Origin of the sequence: Chitinophaga sp. (assembly GCF_036569185.1) — a bacterium.
Classification (GTDB): Bacteria; Bacteroidota; Bacteroidia; order Chitinophagales; family Chitinophagaceae; genus Chitinophaga.
This window is the reverse complement of record NZ_DATCRD010000053.1, coordinates 1-21709: the sequence shown is the minus strand read 5'-3', so window position 1 is coordinate 21709 and position 21709 is coordinate 1. Positions and strand designations below refer to the sequence as shown.

The following is a 21709-nucleotide window of genomic DNA, read 5'->3' as shown; positions in this document are numbered from 1 at the left end:
CCTGGCAGCCTGTATGGCACCATATATTTCACCGGCGTGGTTCTGGCCCATCAGTTTTATTACGCTGGCGTTTCCCTTCCTGCTGGGCATACTGGTGATATTCCTGGTAGGATGGCTGTTTTTTAATTATCGTTATGCCTTGTTGTCGCTGATTGCCCTGCTGCTTGGTTGGAAATCCATCAGTGCTTTCGTGGCCTTTAAAATGCCTTCCGGCAATAAAGCGGCCACCGGCGCCAATACCCTTACCGTAATGAGCTACAATGTGAGCCAGTTTGGGCTATACCGCGAAAAAGACAGCAAATATAACCGGCAGGCTATGTTTGCGATGATTAAAAAACAAGAACTGGATATTGCCTGCTTCCAGGATTTTTATACCTCTGAAAAGAAAAATGATTTTAATAACCGGGAAGATATTTCCAGGGAAATGGAATTACCTTACCGTTACTTTTCCAGCGATTTTAACAGGGATGGCATGCAGCACTGGGGCTCCATTATTTACTCCCGCTTCCCTATTATTGCATCAGATAAAGTGAAAATGAGCGATGGGCCCAGAAGTGAAAGCCTTATCTATGCTGATATTGTGAAAAACCAGGACACCCTCCGGATCGTTAATATGCACCTGGAATCTTATCGGTTTAACGAAAAAGATTACTCTGCCATCCGGAAAATCAAAAACCAGGAAGACACGGGCCTGAAAGCGACTAAAAGCATTATCCAGAAAATGCGCGACGCATATATCCGCCGCAGTCAGCAAGCCGATATTGTGGGCAATTTTATCCGGCAAAGCCCATATCCTGTAATCGTGTGCGGCGATTTTAACGATACCCCGGCCTCCTATACCTACTTTACCATTAAAGGCGACCTCCAGGACGCTTTTCTGCAAAAAGGTTTCGGAATTGGCCGTACTTTTACAGGGCTTGCTCCTACCTTGCGTATTGACTACGTTTTTGTCAGTAACCATTTTAAGGTAAACAGCTTCCGGAAAATAAGCTCAGACCTGTCTGACCATTATCCTGTAATTACCAATCTTAGCCTGATCGGTAGCGGAAAAACAGCAGTAGAAGTAAATAAATAACTGTAACCAATTATGAAAATGTATAATATTTTTAGCGCTGACCGATGTTGTTGCCTGCTTATACCAGGAAAACAATTTTTATCTTTGCCATCCATCAATAAAAAATAAGATGTCAGCACTATTGACATCTGTCATTTACAGCATATGTCAGAACTAAGGATATATAATTCATTACACCGTCAGAAAGAAGTGTTTACACCTTTACACCCGGGCCATGTTGGTATGTATGTGTGCGGCCCTACCGTTTCCGGCGAATCACACCTCGGACATGCCCGCCCTTATATTACGTTTGATGTAGTATTCCGTTATTTACAACACCTGGGATATAAAGTACGCTACGTTCGCAATATTACCGACGCCGGGCACTTTGAAGAAGAAGGCCGCGCCGCGGAAGATAAAATTTCCAAGTTTGCCATACTGGAAAAACTGGAGCCCATGGAACTGGTACAGAAATACACCAACCTGTACCACTGGGCCATGCTGCAGTTTGGCTGCCTTGAACCCAGCATTGAGCCCACCGCTACCGGGCATATCATTGAGCAGATTGAAATGATCAAAACCATCATGGAAAAAGGCTATGCCTATGAAGTGGATGGCAGTGTATATTTCGATGTAAAAAAATACGCCGCCAGCTACGATTACGGTATCCTGAGCGGTCGCGTACTGGAAGATATGCTGGAAACCACCAGGGAACTGGAAGGCCAGGACGACAAACACAATAAAGCAGACTTTGCCCTCTGGAAAAAAGCGCCGCCGGAACATATTATGCGCTGGCCAAGCCCCTGGGGCGAGGGCTTTCCCGGATGGCATATTGAATGCTCGGCAATGAGCGCTAAATACCTGGGCAAACAATTCGATATTCATGGCGGTGGTATGGACCTCCAGTTCCCACATCATGAATGCGAAATTGCACAAAGTGAAATTGCGCACGGCGATATGATGGCCCGTTACTGGATGCACAATAACATGATCACCATCAACGGCCGTAAAATGGGTAAAGCTTATGGCAACACCATCAAGCTCACTGAAATGTTTTCCGGGGAAAATCCGCAGCTGGATAAGCCATACAGCCCCATGACCATCCGCTTCTTTGTTTTGCAGACACACTACCGCAGTACACTGGATTTCTCCAATGAAGCACTGCAGGCCGCAGAAAAAGGATTACAGCGCTTATGGGCTGCCTATGAAACCTTACAGAAGCTCAGCTATACCGGCGCCAATGGCCAGGGTATTAATGAAGAACTGGATAAGCAGGTGCGCCAGTGGTGCCTTGAATGCCCTGAGTTCATGAACGATGATTTCAATACTGCAAAGGTATTGGCCAACCTGTTTGAGCTTACACCGGTGATCAACTCACTGAAAGGCGGGCAGATAAAAATGCATGAAATAAGCGAAGATACTTTCCTGCTGCTGCAACAAACCTGGAAAACCTATCTCGTAGACATCCTCGGCATTCAACAGGAAGCCATTTCAGGGGAAGACAATAAACTGGATGGCGTATTGCGGATGCTGATTGAAATGAGGAAAGAAGCCAAAAGCCGCAAGGACTATGCTACTTCAGATAAAATCCGTAACGAACTGTTATCTGTAGGCATTCAGCTGAAAGATGAAAAAGACGGTACCGTTTCCTATAGTCTTCAATAAAATAAACATTCCGGAAGATAATGCGTAAAGCTCTAATTACGCTGACAGCGCTGGCCTTACTGGCCGGCGCCTGCCAGCAGAACAGTCAGACTACCGATAACACCAGCGACAGTACCGGCGCCAGCAAAGTGGCTAAGGTAGCTGTACCGGTACCCGTTTTCCAGGCAGATTCTGCATATGCATACACAGCAAAGCAGGTGAGCTTCGGACCCAGGATACCCAATACTCCCGCGCAGGAAAAATGCGCCAGCTGGCTGATCAGCAATTTCCGTCACTGGGCGGATACTGTATATGTACAGCGGACTACCGTTACCGGACCTAAAAATGAAAAACTGCCCTGCATCAATATCATCGCCAGTTTCAACCCGGCGGCAAAACAGCGCGTCCTACTGCTGGCTCACTGGGATACCCGTCCCTGGGCAGACGAAGACGCCTTTGATAAAACAAAAAAACTGGATGGTGCAGACGACGGCGCCAGCGGCGTGGCTGTACTAATGGAAGCCGCCCGGCAGTTTCAGAAACAAAAACCGGAGGCCGGAGTGGATATCCTGCTGGTAGATGTGGAAGATTACGGCGCTAAAAATGATGAAAATTCATTTTGCCTTGGTACCCAGTACTGGGCTAAAAACCCGCACATTCCCGGCTATAAAGCGAACTACGGCATCCTCCTGGATATGGTAGGCGGACGGGGCACCCAGTTCTATATGGAAGGCTCCTCCAAACAATATGCAGGCGCGCAAATGAAAATGTTCTGGGATGTAGCCAACCAGCTCGGTTATTCAGACCTGTTCCGGTATGAAAATAATGGCGCTTTCATCACGGATGATCATATTGCAGTAAATACCATCGCCAATATTCCTACATTCGATATCATCGCATTACAGGCCAACAACGACTTTGCTCCTCACTGGCATACCCAAAACGATAATATGGATGTGATTGACCGGAAAACACTGCAGGCAGTAGGACAAACACTGTTGCAGGTGATTTATACCCAGCCTTTCAGTTATTAATATCCGCCGTGGAAACAGTGGGTGAAAGATGATGTGACGTATTAACTTCATAAAAAACAGTTTATGCCCAGGTCAAAAAGCACCCCGGACATTACTCCGCTGCATTATGTGACACATCTCAGCAAGGATAAAAAACTTCAGAAAATAATCAGCGGCCCGTTAACGGAGCTGACTATACGAAAAAACATTTGCCTGAGGCTGATCGGTTCCATTATGAGCCAACAGCTATCCACCAAAGTGGCAGATGTGATTTACGCCCGGTTCCTGGCCCTCTATGGCGGTAAGGAGCCTACTGCCCAACAGGTACTGGATACTCCGGCCCCTATACTACGTGGCATTGGCTTATCCAATGCGAAGGTTACCTATGTGCATAACGTGGCGGCATTTGTGATCGCCGAAAAAGTAACCGATAGCAAACTGAAAAAAATGGGCAACGACGAAGTGATTGCCTACCTTACCCAAATAAAAGGCGTTGGCCGCTGGACAGTGGAAATGCTGCTGATGTTCTACCTGGGCCGCGAAGATGTATTTGCAATGGACGACTGGGGCCTGCAACAGGCAATAGTTAAGCTGTATAAACTGGACCGGGAAGACAAAAAAGCGTTCCGCAATAAACTGATCAGTATCACTGAAAAATGGTCGCCCTACCGGACCCATGCCTGCCGCTATTTATGGGCCTGGAAAGATAACACACCAGACAAATAACATTACATATACAGTGCGTAGCACGTTGGTAAATTTGTGTTATGAATGTGCAGGGAAGTTTTTTTAATGAAGAGGATGCCACGAAGATTTCATTACTAAATGGAGAGCTGGCTTATTATCCACAGTTTTTTAACGGGGAGGAAAGCAGTCGTTTTATGCAGGTTCTCCTGGAAACCACCAACTGGAAACAGGAATCCATGAAAATGTACGGCAAAAAAGTGCTGTTCCCCCGTTTGATGGCCTGGTATGGAGATGCTGCCACATCCTATAGTTTCTCCGGAAATGTTTTTCACCCGGAACCATGGACAGCTGCCTTGCTGCAGATACGCGACCGCATTACCCCCACCTGCGGCCAGTCGTTCAACAGCGTATTACTGAATCTCTACCGTAATGGCAATGATTCTATGGGCTGGCACGCAGACGATGAACCGGAACTGGGCCGCTACCCGGTTATTGCCTCGGTAAATTTTGGCGCGACCCGGCGCTTCCAGCTGCGTTATAAAAGTGAACACCAACGAAAGTATGAATTGTCGCTGCAACATGGCTCCCTCCTGGTTATGAAAGGACCCTTGCAGGAATACTGGGAGCACCAGGTCCCGAAAACCACTAAAGTATCAGACGGAAGAATTAACCTCACCTTCCGGTTTATCCACCCGTAAAGATGACATATACTATGAAAAACCTCGTATTATTAATCGGAAATGACATTAACAACATTTCCCGCGGCCAGAGCTGGAAAGACCTGCTGCAGGATATCATCACCTTTTGCCATGCAGGCGACTGTGTGGAATTGGACGACAAAAAACCATTTCCTCTCCTCTATGAAGAAATTTTTCTCACCGCCAGCAAAAATCATCGGATAAGAGAAAAAGACCTCAAATCATTTATTGCCATTAAAGCAGCAGAAATAAAAGCCAACCCGTTGCATGCCGCTATCCGTGATCTTAAGCCGGCACATATTCTGACCACCAACTACGAATTTACACTGGAAGGGCAGATACCGCTGGAAAACACCAGCATTATCAAGGAAAAATTTTATAGTATTTTCCGGAGATATGAAGTGGATGATATCCATTACTGGCATATTCATGGCGATTGTCTCAACCCGATGAGCATCAACCTGGGCTTTGAGCACTATGGAGGCCAGTTACAGCTGATGCGCAACTACGTAGTAAGCGGCACTGTGTACTCCTCCAAAGAAGTGCCCAAGCCCTCCCTGCTCCGGCGTATTCACGCCAAAGAGATATACTTCCACTCCTGGATAGATCTCTTCTTCACGGAAGATATACACATCTTCGGGCTGTCGCTCGATTTTGTTGAAACAGACCTCTGGTGGCTGCTGACCTACAGGGCACGGCAAAAATTTCATCACAAAAATGTTCCGGTGCCCAACCAGATCTTCTACTATATCCCGGAAGAATATGTGGCAGCCTCCAAATTTAAACTGGACCTGCTCACCGCTAATGATGTAACCATTGTAAGCCTGCCGGGTAAAGATAAACTGGCTTATTATGAATCTATTATCAGGCGGATAGGAAAAATACACCCAACCAGCCACCGTGCCGTTGGCAAATAATGACTGGCCCTTAAAGAGCGGACTGGCAGCGTTTTTGCAAAATGTGAATCATTCCTTCAAAAGAGACAACCTCATGACTCCTTTTGTTGTTAATCATTAAAATCTATATTTTATGTTATTCGCGTTAGCAATCACCCTCGCCACCACCTTTACGGGTCCGGTACAAAATAAGCAACAACCGGCCAAAACACAGGTCATCTATGTAAAAGAATCAAAGGAGCCCTGTACCGGGGTAGCTCCTATGGAGTGTTTGCAGATAAAAGGAGTAAATGATACAGACTGGTCAAACCTATATACCAATATCAGCGGTTTTAAGTATACACCCGGCTACCGGTACAAACTCCGCGTAAGAATTACACAAATAAAAAATCCGCCAGCCGATGGCTCCTCCCTGAAATATACGCTGACCAAAGTGCTGGAAAAAAAGAAGATCCGGAATGCGGGACTGTCTGCCGCTACAGGAAAGAAATGGGTATTGGTGAAAATGGATAACGAAGCAATTACTGATGGCGCTATCTGGATGGAATTTGACCCTGCCCAAAAGCGTATTCACGGCAAAAGTGGCTGCAATAGCATGATGGGCGCCTATACCTTGTCCGGCAACAGTATTACTTTTTCGAAAACTGCAGGTACCCTGATGGCTTGCCCCGACAGGGACATGATGCGCCGTGAAACCACCTTCATGAAACAACTGGGCGATCAGACATTCCAGTACACCATATCCGGACAAACTGTGAGCCTGCTTCAAAACGGTAATGCCATACTGCAATTCCGCCTGGAAGAAAAAAATGGCAACGCTTCCGGTAACACCGGTAATAATAACTGGGCCTCTGTTAGCAATAAAAAATGGACGCTGAAAATGATGAACGAAGGAGTGATCAGCAACTCCGGTATCTGGTTGCAGTTTGATGCCGCAAAAAAACGCTTCAGCGGCAAAGGCGGATGCAATAACATTTCCGGTGGCTATACCATCGCTGGCAATAAGATCACTTTCTCCCAGGCCATGAGCACCCGCATGATGTGCGGAGATGCAGATGTAATGCGCCGTGAATCGGATTTTCTGAAACAGCTCGGCGGACATACTTTCACCTATGCTGTGAACGGTGAAACCATCGATCTGCAGGAAAACGGCAAACCGGTGATGCAGTTCATCCTTGAAAGTAGTAGTAACGAAGAGCAGGGCGCCGCTTCAAATGATAAACAATGGGCTTTCATTGGCAGCAAAAAATGGAGCGTAATTAAACTAAACGATGTCACGTTGGATAACTCCGGCATCTGGCTGGAATTTGATACCCATCAAAAGCGTTTCCATGGTAAAGGCGGATGCAACAGCATTTCCGGGGGGTACAGCACCAACGGCGATGAAATTAAATTCACCAAGGGTATCAGTACCCGCATGGCTTGTATAGATGCAGATGTGATGCGCCGCGAAACAGAATTTCTGAAACTTATCGGTGATAATTCCTTCCGGTATGATGTGGCGGATCAAACACTCAATCTTTATAAAGACGGGAAAATTGTAGTCATGTTTGGCATGCAGGATAAAACACTATAATCTCCACACGGATACTCTTATAAATAAAAAAGCAGGAAAGAAATTTTCCTGCTTTTTTATTGTAATGCTATCGCCGCATATAACTGGTAGGGCTATCCCCTGCAAAGGCTTTGAACTCACGCGTCAGATGTGCATGATCATAAAATCCATTATCCAGTGCCAGTGATAACAAATGAGGGGCCGGCAGGCTTTCCAGCTGTTGCTTCAGATGTATGAACCGTACAATACGGGTAAATGTTTTAGGAGATACGCCGGATATCTGAAGGAAATGTCTTTCAAAATTGCGGGGGCTCATACAGGCATTCGCAGCTAATGCATTAATGGCAATATCTCCTTTTGCCTGCCTGATTAACGCAATACTGCTTTGCATTTTTTCGGAGATGATATTATGGACCGGCAGCCGCTGCAAAAGAAACGATTCCAGGCATTTCACTTTTGCCGCTACGCCCGCAGCTTTTAACAACAAAGGTTCCAGCGTTACATGCCATCCGGAAGCAACATCACACAAAGGCGCCTGTTCATCCGTAATTAATTGCAAAGGCATACCGGTGAATGCGTTCAATCCTCCGGGTTTGAAACGGATTCCTAACAAATAGGTGCCGGCATTGAGAACAGTATCCTGGTAAGTGGTCATAGTTCCCACAACAAAAGCATTACCAGGCAATACGCCCATCTCTCCATCAGTTGTTATAACATCTTCACTGATATTAAAAATAATATCCGCACAGGTATCCGGTAATATACGCTGTTGCATAAACGGTATACCGCCTGCTGTCCAGTAGGCGTCTACATATGAAGTCAATAGCGGATGTGGCCGGAACTCTTTATACATAGCATGTAAATTAAAATATTCTTACGAATTACGGTTCTATACACAGCTCCGCTAATGGAAGAAAATCTTCGCATTACTACTGTATATAAAACCGCAACCCGCAAGTTTAATTCATCACACTTATTTCGCTGCTACCAGCTTGGAATGATAAGCAAACAACATGGCGTTGGATACATTATCTCCTACCGCAACTACTACCGGTACGGTGCCGGCCTTTTGCGCAGGAACCTGTACCAGTAAGGAATTGGCATCTGCGCGCAGGATCTGCGCAGGTACGTTGCCAAAGCTTACTTTGTTCAGGTGCTTATCTTCACTAAATCCATGTCCTTTAATCAGGACAAAATTTCCTGCATATCCTTCTACAGTTACTACTTCAGCGGTATTTTCTGTGGGATTCGGGGAACAAGCCGTCATGGCTGTAATTAACAGCATAAAAGCTGTCACAAACAATTTAAACTGTGTCATCTTAATTTTTTTTGGGGGGTCACAACCCTGTTACAAATAATTCACCGGGGTTAACACTATTGCAATTGCAACTCTTATCGGCAACAGTATATATTCGGTATACAAACGGACGCAAATTTACAATCATTCCTTCAATAAAAAAAACAAACGCATAAAAAATACGTAGAATTACGTAAACGGGCATACGATAATTCATGCGGGCATATGCAGTACAGATATCTATTGTGAACATTCAGCTTCCGTATAGCTGCAGTGGCCAAATCCTTCTAACATCCATCTGGCGCACCATATTTCCTACACCTGTTTGTGCTTTTATTTTTCTGCGTGAGCAATGCCACATGTGATATTTTGCACTGGTAAATAAGCCAACGCTCGAGCTTTACATACGGTCCCACACCGGCGCCCTTTCTTCCGGTAAAAACATTGCCCGTTTACCAGATACCCAACACTTTCCACCATCCACCGCCGATGCCTATCCAAATAAGGATAAGCACGATACTCAGTATGAACCCGCATTTCCACCAGTCCTTCAGATCTACATAAGTACTTCCGAAAAATACCGGCGCAGGTCCGTGACCGTAATGAGTAAGTGTACCGAAGATTCCGCCGCAGTAACCCAGCGCCAATGCGAGCAACGTGCCAGGTATGCCTACAGAAATACCCACTCCTAAGAAGGCGGAATACATGGCCGCTACATGCGCCGTTGCACTGGCGAAAATGTAGTGGCTGTAAAAATATACCAACACGATGATCGGAAAAGCTACTGTCCATTTCATACCCCCTACCTGCTGTTTGATCAGTTCACTGAACCATGGAATGAACCCAAGACTGTTCAGGAAGCTGGCCATCATTACCAGTGCAGAAAACCACACAATAGTGTCCCATGCGCCTTTCTCTGACTTCACATCCTCCCAGGTAAGCACCCGTGAGATGAGCAGGAATACCAGCCCTATCAAAGCAGTAGTGGTAGCATCTACACCAAAAAGATCTCCTGTTATCCACAATCCCAGCAGGATCACAAACGCCAGCAGCATAAGCCATTCATTGATATGCACCGGCCCCATCTCCTTCAGTTTTTCAGATGCCATGGCCGGTGCGTCACCAGTGGATTTCAGCTCAGGAGGATAGATCTTATACAGTATCCACGGCACCACAATAATGGAAATTAAAGCCGGTAACGCGGCTGCGGTAAACCACGACATCCAGGTAATATCGATTCCAAGGTTTTTTGCAAACTTCTGGCACATGGGATTACTCGCCGTACCCGTTAAGAACAGGGAAGACGTAATAAGGTTCATATTATAGCTGTTCAAAGTAAGATAACCACCCAGCTTACGGTGTGTGGCCGGATCTTCCGGTACGGAACCAAAATTAATGGCCATAGATTTCATGATCGGATAAATAATACCCCCGCCCCTGGCAGTGTTACTTGGTACCGCCGGCGCCAACACCAGGTCCGCCAACCCCAACCCGTAAGCCAGTCCCAACGGACTTCGGCCAAAAACCCTGACAAACAGGTAAGCAATACGTTTTCCCAATCCTGTTTTAATAAATCCACGTGCTATAAAAAAAGAGATCCCGATCAGCCAGATCACTTTATCTCCAAAGCTGCTAAGCGCCAGGGTAATGGATTTCGCCGGATCTCCGGGTGCCAGCACTCCTGTAACCGCCACCAGCGTAATAGCTAATACCGACATGGTGCCCATGCTTGCCGCTTTCATGATAATGCCCACAATAGTGGCAAGGAAAATGGCCAGGAGGTGCCAGGCCTCCGGCTTCACACCCTCCGGCGCCGGTATAAACCAGATCAGCAAACCTACTGCGAGCGTAATTAACAACTGTGGATACTTGATCTCCTTCATATAAACTCGTGTTTATTAAAACCTGCATTGCACCTGCACAATCAACAGGTTGCTGTTATGCGTTTTTGTTCCCGGGATGTCTTTATTGTATTGGTCTATCTGCATTCCCAGCTGTATCCGGCCACCGTAATCTTTCAGGAAAGCCAGGCTGACCATGGGAATATAGGATTGCCGGATAGCGCCATCGTGTTTTTTATCTTCATCAAAATATTCGTAGCGCATGGAAAACTCTATAGACGTGAGTTTATGATAATTGATCTTGTACCGGAAATTAGGAAGGATATATACTCCATCCATTATATACCGGCTTACGCTTCCCTTACTGCGGGTACTGTCTGGCAGGGAATAATAAAGTTGGTGGTTATTTCCCTGTTTGTATTCCGACTGCAGCTGCAGGTCCCACTTGGGCGCCAGTGGTATCACCCCGCTTACATCTACTCCCAACGCATATACGCCTTGTCGTTTTACAGCACCCAGGCCTCCGTTCAATCCCAGCGAAAGTTTATTCATATTCCCGAATTCCAGCCTGGCAGTTCCAAGTTTGCCATTATCGTTGTCCGATACCTGGTTGCGGTTGTTCCCGTTCACCACTGAAACGGCATACTTCATGGGCACTTTACTATCTTTGTTAAATGAACCGAACATAGACACGCCAATCTGGAAGCTTTGCCATCCGTTACTGCCAAACGCGTAATATTGATTAGAAAAATCCATCGACTGGATAATATCTACCGGGTAAAGATCTTCCAGGCCGAAAGAAGGCCTGAACTGCCCAACGGTGAAATTCACCGCATCGTTCCAACGGTATGAGATGTATGCGTTTTCAAGGACCTTGCCTTTGGTATCTCCCGAAAACTCCGCCAGGTTGATCAACACCGCTGCCGTAAAACGGTCGCTAACCTGGGCCTTGGCCTGCAAACGGGCCCGTTTGATACTGAAACTGTTCCTTACTACCTCTTCTGCATCCGGCTGATACATCCCGTTCACATCCACATCCCGCACCAGCGAAGCGGTGTACCTTGCCTGGAAAACACCCCCGAAAGAAATCTTCTTTATAAAACCGGTAATTTTTTCAAGGGTTGTATCACGGGCAGTGGAATCTGCCGGTGGCCGTGCAGGAAAAAAAACGTATGCCCTTGCAGATGAGGAGAAAAGAAAAAACAGGGCGACAGAGAATAGGATTCGTTTATACATGCACAGTTATTATTAGATGTTGGAAACAACATACCGGGATAACACCGTGTAACAAAAAAAGTTGCAGCATAACAAGCATAAAAAAACCGCACCGGCGCGCCGGTACGGTTTTTTTATGCTCAAATGATTACAACCGGCTTATTTCACCAGCTTCAGCTCATTAATAATATTTTTTGCTCCGCCTAGTTTATCGATACACCACAGTACATAGCGTACATCCACACAGATAGTACGATTGTACTCGGAATCGAACTGGATCTTATGGCTCAGGGCTTCGTAGTTGCCATCAAAAGCAAGACCAATCAATTCACCATTGGCATTGATAACAGGGGATCCGGAGTTTCCGCCGGTAATATCGTTGGTAGTGATAAAGCCTACTACAATATCATTCCGTTTAGCATCTTTATACTGACCAAAATCTTTCTTATTATACAGGTCAATATAATTTTCGGGCAGGTCAAATTCGTAATCACCGGGCACATATTTCTCTATCACGCCTTTCATAGTGGTTACATAGTCGTAATGCACGGCATCACGGGGAGAATATGGTTTTACCTGGCCATAAGACAAGCGCATGGTAAAGTTAGCATCAGGATACCTGTTGGCGTTAGGGCTCATTTGCATAACGCCTTTGAGATAAACGCGGCCCAGGTCATTGATTTTAGTATTGAACTGGTTGTATAACGGCAGGTATTTGCTTACATAATTTTTGATAAATGCGCTGGCATAGGCAAATACAGGATCGTTCTGCAGCGTTACCGCATCAGGGTTGGCCACAAATGCGTTCCATTTTGCATCATCAAAAATAAAGGTATTGGCCATTAGGGAAGCTGCCCAGGTATTGTAGGTTTTATCTTCATCCAGACTACCATATTTTGCTTTCAGTGCATCATAAAAACCAATGGGTTGCTGATCTTTGGAGATGTCTGTATAATACATGTGGCAGGTAGCTGCCAGAATTTTCTGATCGCTTGGTTTGTTTTCGCTTTCAATAAATGCTTTACGTGCTTTATCAGCTGCTTCAACTGCCTGTTTAACGGCGTCTTTAGCGGCGCCGGGAGTTACCAGCGCTCTTTCCACTCCTGTTAATGAAGCTGCAAAAGACGCTACCGGTGAACCCAGGATGCCTTCATTCAGGTAAGTGCGTTGTTTTGCGTAAGGTGCCCATGCTTTATATGCAGCTTCGTAATCAGAAAGTACATTCGCAAATTCAGGTTTGTCCTGTGCCCATTTGGCAAAGGCAGCTTCCTGTTTTTGTTTATCGGCCAGTACGCCGTGTTTTTCCAGCTGTTTGGTTTCGCCGTCAAAAAATTTCCAGTAGTTGGCGATGCCGGCGTAGGAAGAAGCCAGCTGCAGTTTTACGGCAGGATCTTTCTTCATCTGTTCAAACATGGCTTTCAGTCTTACGTCGCGGAGATTTACCACAGAAGGATTTTCAACGGATGTTTTCAGCTTTACGCCATAAGAGGTTTCATAACGGTTGGTTCCGCCGGGGTAACCGAATATCATGGCGTAATCATTTTCCTTTACGCCTTTGATGGATACAGGCAGAAAATGCTTCGGTTTTAAAGGCACATTATCAGCGGCATAGGGAGCTGGCTTTCCATCCTTACCGGTATATACGCGGAAGATGGAAAAGTCGCCGGTGTGGCGGGGCCACTCCCAGTTGTCAGTATCGCCGCCAAATTTACCTACGCTTTCAGGAGGCGTACCTACCAGGCGGATATCTTTATAGCGTTCATATACAAACAGGAGATACTGGTTGCCTTTGAACATGGGCACTACTTTCGCTTCGTAGCCGGTGTTGGCAATGGCTTTAGAGATAATATCGCTGTATGCCTGTTGTTCTTTCTGGGCCCTTTCAGCGCCGTTAAGTCCTTTCAGGGCTTCTTCCACCTGTTTGCTCACATCTTCCACCCTAACCAGGAACTGAACAGAGAGTTGGGAAGACGCAATTTCTTCCTGTTTGTTTTTTGCGTAGAAACCGTTCTTCAGGTAGTTATGCTCTACAGAGCTGGCTGCGGCAATAGCGCCGTAACCACAGTGGTGGTTGGTAAAAATAAGGCCTTCGTTACTTACAATTTCACCGGTACAGCCACCGCCAAAAATAACGATAGCGTCTTTCAGGGATGCTTTATTAATGCTGTACAACTGTTCCTTAGTCAGCTTCAATCCTTTCTTCACCATGTCGTTGTACGTTTGCTGCCCCAATAAATAAGGCAACCACATGCCCTCATCTGCTTTAGCCCATTTGATACTTACGCCAAGCAGTAAGAGCAAAACCAGTAATTTTTTTCTCATATTAAGTCAGGTTTTGTTTTTAAGGACCTCAAACCTAGCTATTTTTTTGTTACCGGGCGCAGGTATAAGGACCAATGGTGGCTGAATATCTGATAAATATTAAAATATGATACGTGAGCGAACAAAAAACTGGAATATGTTTTGATAAAGGGGTACAGCCGGAAGGCTGTGCCAGTATTTAAAAAAAATCAAAAAAATCGTCGGAACATGAAAAGAGTATTCTTACTGGCGGGCATTGCCGCTTTATTTGCCTGTAACGAGAGTAGCACCCAACAGGAAAAGAAAGAAGAAATCAGGGAAGAATTGAAGGAAGCCGGACAGGATATTAAATCTGCTGCCAGCAGTACGGGAGACTATCTGTCTGAACAAAAGAAGCAGGCAGAAGATGCTATCCGGGAGCGTATTAATGAAATTGACAAGACTACGGAAGAATTAAAAAAGGACGGGGATGAAAAAAGTGCAGCCGCCCGCAAAAAACTGGAAGCGCTGAAAATACAGATGAATAGAAAGCTGGAAGATATAAAGAACAGCAGCGCCGACAAATGGGATAGCACCCGTGCAGCCGCCGATCAACTGATGAAAAAATCCGATAAGGAGTGGACAGATTTCAAACAGGATTTTAAGGATCTCTTTAAGAAAGATTAAAAGAAGGCTGCGGTATTACTTCAAAATTCCACAATCCTTGTTCCTTGAACATTAATCTTGTAATTTTACCCGGCTTAATAGATTTGGATTTGCTACTTTCTTACTATCAGGAATTATTAACAGAAGCCGGCTGTGATGAAGCCGGAAGGGGATGCCTGGCGGGTCCTGTATTTGCGGCAGCAGTAATCCTGCCCAAAAAATTCAGGCACCCGATGCTGAACGATTCCAAGCAGTTGAAAGCCACCGAACGGGAGAAACTAAGAAAGGTGATTGAAAAAAAAGCAGTATGTTATGCCGTGGCAAGTGTGGATAATGTGGAAATAGACAAGATAAATATACTAAAGGCTTCTTTCAAAGCCATGCATCTGGCATTGGAGAAGCTGACGCAGCAACCGGAGTTTATACTGGTAGATGGTAACCGTTTTTATGCCTATGGCAATACGCCGCACGCCTGTATTATTCAGGGCGACGGCATATACGCCTCTATAGCGGCAGCCTCTATTCTGGCCAAAACCTATCGTGATGAATATATGCAGCAGTTACATGCTACCTATCCACACTTTGGCTGGAATGAGAATAAAGGGTATCCTACCAAGCAACACCGGGATGCCATCCGGGAATTTGGCGACACGCCATTTCACCGTAAAACATTCCGTTTGTTGCCGGAGCAGCTGGAACTGGATTTATAGCCATTAACCCTTAATGGGTTATCTAAAGGCTAAATACGTGCAGCGGGGCGCTCTGTTAACCTTATACTTATTAATTTTGCCCTGACAGGGAATAATTATGTTAAAGCAGACACAACAGCAGAAATTATTACAGAAACTCTCACCTCAGCAAATTCAGCTCATGAAATTGCTGCAGGTACCTACTGTGAACCTGGAAGAAAGGATCAAGGAAGAGCTGGAGGAAAACCCAGCGCTGGAATATGGGGAAGAAGCAGGAGAAGATGAGTTCAAAGAACAGGAAGAATACGAAACACCGGCAGAAGAAGATGAATTTGAGCCAGATGGCAGTGAAAACGAGTACGATAATATAGATATTTCTGAATATGTAAGTGAGGGCGACGATGATGTGGCAGATTACAAACTGCGGGATGATAACTATCCCGATCCGGATGAAAGCAATAAAACCATCCCGATCCGGGTGGAAACCTCTTTCCATGAACATTTATTAAGCCAGCTGGGCATGCTGGAGCTGGACGACCACCAGAATGCCATTGCCGAACATATCATTGGCAGCATTGATGATGACGGCTACCTGCGCAGGGAAATCAGCTCCATGGTAGATGACCTCTCCTTTTCACAGAATATAGACACCACCGAAGAAGAGATCAGCGCCCTCATAAAAAAGATACAGGATTTTGATCCGGCGGGCGTTTGCGCCACTGATCTGAAGGAATGTCTGCTACTGCAGCTGAAACGTAAATCACAGGATGATCCCGGTGTACACAATGCCTATCTCATCCTGGAAAACTACTTCGACGAATTTACCAAGAAGCATTACGAAAAGATCCAGAAAGCATTAAGTCTTTCTGATGAAGGCCTGAAAGAAGCCATCACCCAGATTATCCGTCTTACGCCTAAGCCAGGCGGCAATTTCGCCACACTGAATAAGGCAGAAAGCTACGTATTACCAGACTTCTTTATTTTAAATAATGCCGGTAAACTGGAACTTACGCTCAATTCGCGCAATGCGCCCGACCTGCGGATCTCCGGGGGTTACCGTGAAATGCTGAAAGAATATGACCGGGGCGATAAAAAAGACAAGCGCCAGAAAGAAGCCGTATTGTTTATCAAACAGAAAATAGATGCTGCCAAATGGTTTATAGATGCCATCAAGCAGCGGCAACATACTTTGTTATCCACTATGGAGTCTATTATGGACTACCAACGCGAATTTTTTCTTACGGGAGATGAAACTACCATGAAGCCTATGATCCTGAAAGATATCGCGGATCGCACACAACTGGATATTTCCACCGTAAGCCGGGTAGCCAACAGCAAATATGTACAAACCGAGTTCGGTACCTTCAAACTGAAGTTCTTCTTCTCCGAATCCCTGTCTACCGACAGCGGCGAGGAAGTATCTACCAGGGAGGTAAAGAAGATCCTGTCGGACCTCATTGAAGCGGAAAACAAACGTAAGCCGCTCAGCGATGAGAATCTCACAAAAATGCTACAGGATAAAGGATACAACATTGCCCGCCGCACAGTGGCCAAGTACAGGGAACAGCTCAATATCCCCGTAGCCCGTTTACGTAAAGAATTATAAGCACCATACCATGCAAGAACAAGCAGTTTTAGACCGGAACGGAAATCTACGTTTGGAGCCGGAGTTTCCAAAGGCAATGAAATCCCTGGCACTGGTCATTTCCTACCTCTCTCATCCGCTGTTCATTCCCCTGCTGGTAACCTTCCTGATCCTTGAATCCATCCCGGAATATATGGTGGCGTTCAAGCCATTAAGCAAAAGATTCGATTTCGACATGCTTTATTTCAGGGTGGCTATTATCAGTATCGGGTTTCCCATACTTACCCTTTTACTGGCGAAGGCGCTGAAATTTGTGTCTTCTGTTCATATGAAAACCCAGCGCGACCGCATCATTCCATATGTGGCAATGATCACTTATTATTTCTGGGCCTTCTATACTTTTCAACAGGAAGGCCGGGCGCCGAAGTTCTATACCGCGTTTTTCCTGGGGGTATTCATCAGTGTTTCCATCTCCTTTATTACCAATAACTTCATAAAAACCAGTATGCATACGGTAGGTTGGGGCGGCGTAATCGGGCTCTTACTTTCACTGATGTGGGGAATGCATATGAATGTATCTGTACCGCTGGTGATCACTTTCTTTGTGGCCGGAATTGTGGCTACCTCCCGCCTGGTGCTGGAAGCACATGAGCCACGGGAAATTTATATCGGTTTCCTGATTGGCATTATTTCACAGCTGGCTGCGTGCTGGATACTTGTAAAATAAGCGCTTCACCATTCTATCCCTGCTCCCTGCCGGTAAAACTGAACAAGTCAGCTACCAGCCAGGGATCAGGGAAAACAACATATAGAATGGCGATAAAAGACTTTTGGGGTTTAACCTCTGACCACATCACTGTTCCTTCTTCACATGGATGCAAGGCCGTAAGGCAGGCTAACAAACAACTTTAACAAACAGTAGGGGATTAACTTCAACAACTAAACTTGACAATACAAAAGTGAAACTTTCCCGGCTGATACTCAAGCGTAGAACTACGCTTTTTAAAAAAGCAGTAGAATTCTCACTTCCCCCGGTTAATTATTTTTTTGAGGCTTTGTTGTTACGCATATTCAATGCGTAAAGGTGTTGCATCTTTGTTATGTCATTGCGGGGTTAATCCTTAAATAAAACTTTGACAGGCAGTTCTTGAACAGCACGGAAAAGATTACTATTTAATTTAGCAAATAAAATAAAATGCTAAAAAATTTAGGAAAATATAAAATTAGGTCATAACTTAGCAATCCAATTAAGTTGCTTTCTAATTGTGATCAGCTATCTTTTAAATTTGTAAAAACATTACTTATATGTCTACAGCCAATGCAGAAAAACTGAAGGCCCTGCGCCTCACAATGGACAAGATTGAGAAAGATTTCGGTAAGGGATCTGTGATGATGATGGGAGAAAAAGCAGAAGCGCCAATGGAGATTATTTCCACGGGTTCCCTGGGTCTTGATATAGCACTTGGAATTGGTGGTTTACCGAAAGGAAGGATCATTGAAATATACGGACCTGAGTCTTCCGGTAAAACAACCATCGCCATACATACAATTGCGGAAGCACAGAAAAAAGGTGGCATTTGCGCCATTGTAGATGCGGAACATGCTTTTGACAGCAGTTACGCAAGAAGATTGGGAGTTGACGTGGATTCCCTGTTGATTTCACAACCAGATCATGGTGAGCAGGCACTGGAAATAGCAGACCGCCTGATCCTTTCCGGGGCAGTGGATGTAGTCGTAATTGACTCTGTTGCTGCACTGGTACCCAAAAGTGAACTGGAAGGAGAAATGGGTGAAAGCAAAATGGGATTACAAGCCCGTTTGATGTCACAGGCGCTGCGTAAATTAACAGCCACTATCTCCAAAACAAATTGCTGTTGCATTTTCATTAACCAGTTGCGTGAAAAGATAGGTGTTATGTTTGGTAACCCTGAAACCACCACCGGTGGTAATGCGTTGAAATTCTACGCATCCGTAAGGCTGGATATCCGCCGCATGAGCCAGATTAAAGATGGTGATGAAGCCGTAGGTAACCGCGTAAAAGTCAAAGTGGTGAAAAATAAAGTAGCCCCTCCCTTCCGCCAGGCAGAATTCGATATCGTTTATGGTCAGGGTATCTCTAAAACAGGTGAGATCATTGATATGGGTGTTGAATATGGAGTTGTTCAGAAAAGCGGTAGCTGGTTCAGCTATGATTCCAATAAATTAGGCCAGGGCCGTGATGCAGTTAAACAACTGCTGAACGATAACCCTGAACTGGCAGCAGAAATCGAAGCAAAGATTAAAGTGAAGATCCAGGAAAAACAGGATGCCGCTTAATATTGATGGGGTTGAATTGAATAAGTATTGAATCAGCACTTAGTCTCAGAATATATATAGAAGTTAGTTTTAGTTTTAGTAAGCATTGGGTTAGTATGCACATCCCTGCCTTATCCTGGGCGGGGATTTTTTTTGTCTTCATGCAACAAAAACATTTATCACAGCAAGGGTAAAATGGCGCCAGTACTTCAAAAGATTATCAGTAGAATGTTATCGCCTAAACGCTGAACTGGTAAGCATAAAACCAGAAAGCATTCCAAAACAAAAACCGCCCCGTAAAACGGAGCGGTCTTGCTTTTTTCACCAATTATCTTACAAACAAAGGCAATTAAGCTTCTGCTTTCATGCTTTTAGCTGTTCTCTTACGTTCTTCCTCATCCAGTATTACTTTACGCATACGAATAAAGTTAGGCGTAACCTCTATACACTCATCATGCTGGATGTACTCCATACATTCTTCCAGTGTCATCAGTATTTTAGGTGCAATGTTGGCAGCTCCGTCAGTTCCGCTTGCGCGCATGTTGGTCAGTTTCTTGCCTTCATTAGGGTTCACCACCAGGTCGCCTGGTTTATTGGTTTCACCAATGATCATACCCTTGTATACTTCTTCTCCCGGATCAACAAAGAAAGAGCCTCTATCCTGCAGCTTGTCAAGAGAATAACCGGTAGTAGTACCAGCTTCCTTGGCAATCAATACACCATTATTACGGCCAGGGATAGCGCCTTTCCATGGTTTGTAATCATTAAAGCGGTGTGCCATTACTGCTTCACCAGCGGTAGCTGTGAGCATCTGTGTACGCAAACCGATCAAACCACGGGAAGGAATCTCAAACTCCAGGTGCTGCATTTCACCTTTAGTTTCCATGATCAGCATCTCACCTTTACGACGGGTTACCAGATCAATTACCTTGCTGGCAAAGTCTTGCGGCACGTCTACCACCAGGGTTTCGTATGGCTCGCATTTTTTACCGTCTATCAACTTCACAATTACCTGTGGCTGACCAACTGTTAACTCATAACCCTCACGACGCATGGTTTCAATCAATACACCTAAATGCAGGATACCACGACCATACACCATGAAACTATCTGCACTGTCAGAATCCATCACGCGAAGCGCCAGGTTCTTCTCAGTTTCTTTCATTAAACGATCACGCAGGTGACGGGAAGTAACAAACTTACCGTCTTTACCAAAGAACGGAGAGTTGTTAATACCAAACAACATGTTCATGGTAGGCTCATCCACACTGATAATAGGCAGCGCTTCAGGGGCTTCTGCATCAGCAATGGTGTCACCAATGTTAAAACCTTCAATACCCACTACCGCGCAGATATCGCCGGCAAATACTTTATTTACCTTTCTTTTACCCAACGCCTCAAAAATATACAGCTCACGCACCTTCTGTTTCTTGCTGGTACCGTCTGTCTGCATCAAAGTAACCCATTGTCCTTCTTCAATAGAAGCACGGGCCACTTTACCTACCGCAATACGGCCAAGGAAAGAAGAGTAATCCAGTGAAGTGATCTGCATCTGCAGGTTACCTTCCGGAGTCTGGGGCTGCGGAACATGTTCCAGGATACCATCCATCAACGGAGAAATATCTTCGCATGGCTCTAATGAACTGTTGAACCAGCCATTTTTACCAGAGCCATAAAATGTCGGGAAGTTCAGTTGTTCTTCTGTTGCATCCAGGTTAAAGAACAATTCAAAAACTGCATCATGTACTTCATCAGGACGACAGTTAGCCTTATCTACCTTGTTGATAACAACAATAGGTTTCAGATTCAGCTGTAAAGCCTTCTGTAACACAAAACGGGTTTGCGGCATCGGACCTTCAAAAGCATCCACCAGCAGGATCACACCATCAGCCATTTTCAATACCCTTTCTACCTCACCACCAAAGTCGGCGTGGCCCGGAGTATCAATCACATTGATTTTGGTTCCCTTGTATTCAACAGAAGCGTTCTTGCTGAATATGGTGATACCACGTTCTCTTTCAAGATCGTTACTATCCATGATCAGTTCACCTGACTCCTGGTTAGCCCGGAATACATTAGCCTGATGAAGGATTTTGTCAACCAAGGTAGTTTTACCATGGTCTACGTGTGCAATAATTGCGATATTACGAATGTTCATATACTTATATCTTTAGCTATCAGCCATTAACCAAATTTTCGCTAATAGCTACAAAAAGAAGGCGCAAAGGTACGAAAACATAGCGAGAATGAGGGTATCACGTTTTAAATAAATGTAATCATTTGGTCAGGTTAAG

General features: G+C 45.2%; 18 protein-coding genes. 12 read left to right on the top strand and 6 right to left on the bottom strand.

The genetic code is table 11. The features are described 5' to 3' along the window. The first annotated feature begins 13 nt into the window (after nucleotides 1–13). The 7 genes from VIM72_RS03960 to VIM72_RS03930 all read left to right on the top strand — a co-directional run bounded on the left by VIM72_RS03960 (nucleotide 14) and on the right by VIM72_RS03930 (nucleotide 7568). Nucleotides 14–1075, top strand: a complete 1062-nt coding sequence (locus tag VIM72_RS03960; RefSeq protein WP_332001570.1) for an endonuclease/exonuclease/phosphatase family protein — start codon at nucleotides 14–16, stop codon at nucleotides 1073–1075. Nucleotides 1076–1219: 144 nt separating this feature from the next. Further along, nucleotides 1220–2719 carry a cysteine--tRNA ligase gene (gene cysS / locus VIM72_RS03955; RefSeq protein WP_332001569.1) on the top strand — a complete coding sequence of 500 codons (1500 nt, stop codon included), beginning with the start codon at nucleotides 1220–1222 and terminating at the stop codon, nucleotides 2717–2719. Between the two features lie 20 nt (nucleotides 2720–2739). Further along, nucleotides 2740–3732, top strand: coding sequence for a M28 family peptidase (locus tag VIM72_RS03950; RefSeq protein ID WP_332001568.1), 993 nt, complete (start codon nucleotides 2740–2742; stop codon nucleotides 3730–3732). A gap of 63 nt (nucleotides 3733–3795) precedes the next feature. Beyond that, nucleotides 3796–4437 carry a DNA-3-methyladenine glycosylase 2 family protein gene (locus VIM72_RS03945; protein WP_332001567.1) on the top strand — a complete coding sequence of 214 codons (642 nt, stop codon included), beginning with the start codon at nucleotides 3796–3798 and terminating at the stop codon, nucleotides 4435–4437. Nucleotides 4438–4478: 41 nt separating this feature from the next. Then, a complete protein-coding gene (locus tag VIM72_RS03940) occupies nucleotides 4479–5096 on the top strand; it encodes an alpha-ketoglutarate-dependent dioxygenase AlkB family protein (protein WP_332001566.1) in 618 nt (205 codons plus the stop codon). Nucleotides 5097–5110: 14 nt separating this feature from the next. Then, nucleotides 5111–6013: a hypothetical protein gene (locus tag VIM72_RS03935; protein ID WP_332001565.1), complete on the top strand. Its 903-nt coding sequence runs from the start codon at nucleotides 5111–5113 to the stop codon at nucleotides 6011–6013. A 112-nt stretch (nucleotides 6014–6125) separates the two neighbouring features. Then, on the top strand, nucleotides 6126–7568 hold the full coding sequence (locus VIM72_RS03930; protein WP_332001564.1) for an META domain-containing protein: 1443 nt from the start codon (nucleotides 6126–6128) through the stop codon (nucleotides 7566–7568). Between the two features lie 67 nt (nucleotides 7569–7635). On the opposite strand, the gene VIM72_RS03925 is transcribed toward VIM72_RS03930, so the two are convergent. From VIM72_RS03925 to VIM72_RS03905, 5 genes are all read right to left on the bottom strand, one after another. After that, a complete protein-coding gene (locus VIM72_RS03925) occupies nucleotides 7636–8400 on the bottom strand; it encodes a helix-turn-helix domain-containing protein (RefSeq protein ID WP_332001563.1) in 765 nt (254 codons plus the stop codon). A 120-nt stretch (nucleotides 8401–8520) separates the two neighbouring features. Then, nucleotides 8521–8865, bottom strand: a complete 345-nt coding sequence (locus VIM72_RS03920) for an IPT/TIG domain-containing protein (protein WP_332001562.1) — start codon at nucleotides 8863–8865, stop codon at nucleotides 8521–8523. 431 nt (nucleotides 8866–9296) lie between these two features. Next, entirely contained in the window at nucleotides 9297–10727 is a 1431-nt protein-coding gene (locus VIM72_RS03915) for an anion permease (protein WP_332001561.1), read from the bottom strand. 15 nt (nucleotides 10728–10742) lie between these two features. Next, nucleotides 10743–11921, bottom strand: coding sequence for a porin (locus VIM72_RS03910; RefSeq protein ID WP_332001560.1), 1179 nt, complete (start codon nucleotides 11919–11921; stop codon nucleotides 10743–10745). A 138-nt stretch (nucleotides 11922–12059) separates the two neighbouring features. Beyond that, nucleotides 12060–14222, bottom strand: a complete 2163-nt coding sequence (locus VIM72_RS03905; RefSeq protein WP_332001559.1) for a S46 family peptidase — start codon at nucleotides 14220–14222, stop codon at nucleotides 12060–12062. Nucleotides 14223–14429: 207 nt separating this feature from the next. On the opposite strand from VIM72_RS03905, the gene VIM72_RS03900 reads away from it, so the two are divergent. The 5 genes from VIM72_RS03900 to recA all read left to right on the top strand — a co-directional run bounded on the left by VIM72_RS03900 (nucleotide 14430) and on the right by recA (nucleotide 19436). Then, nucleotides 14430–14867, top strand: coding sequence for a hypothetical protein (locus VIM72_RS03900; protein ID WP_332001558.1), 438 nt, complete (start codon nucleotides 14430–14432; stop codon nucleotides 14865–14867). Nucleotides 14868–14956: 89 nt separating this feature from the next. Beyond that, entirely contained in the window at nucleotides 14957–15556 is a 600-nt protein-coding gene (locus tag VIM72_RS03895; protein WP_332001557.1) for a ribonuclease HII, read from the top strand. 160 nt (nucleotides 15557–15716) lie between these two features. Next, nucleotides 15717–17141, top strand: coding sequence for an RNA polymerase factor sigma-54 (gene rpoN, locus VIM72_RS03890; protein ID WP_414648934.1), 1425 nt, complete (start codon nucleotides 15717–15719; stop codon nucleotides 17139–17141). Between the two features lie 10 nt (nucleotides 17142–17151). Further along, nucleotides 17152–17847 (top strand): hypothetical protein, encoded by a 696-nt coding sequence (locus tag VIM72_RS03885; RefSeq protein WP_332001555.1) that lies wholly within the window; start codon nucleotides 17152–17154, stop codon nucleotides 17845–17847. Nucleotides 17848–18425: 578 nt separating this feature from the next. Continuing rightward, the gene (recA, locus tag VIM72_RS03880) at nucleotides 18426–19436 is read left to right on the top strand and encodes a recombinase RecA (RefSeq protein WP_332001554.1); all 1011 of its coding nucleotides are present in this window, start codon (nucleotides 18426–18428) and stop codon (nucleotides 19434–19436) included. 328 nt (nucleotides 19437–19764) lie between these two features. On the opposite strand, the gene typA is transcribed toward recA, so the two are convergent. Then, entirely contained in the window at nucleotides 19765–21573 is a 1809-nt protein-coding gene (gene typA, locus VIM72_RS03875) for a translational GTPase TypA (RefSeq protein WP_332001553.1), read from the bottom strand. Nucleotides 21574–21709 lie beyond the last annotated feature (136 nt).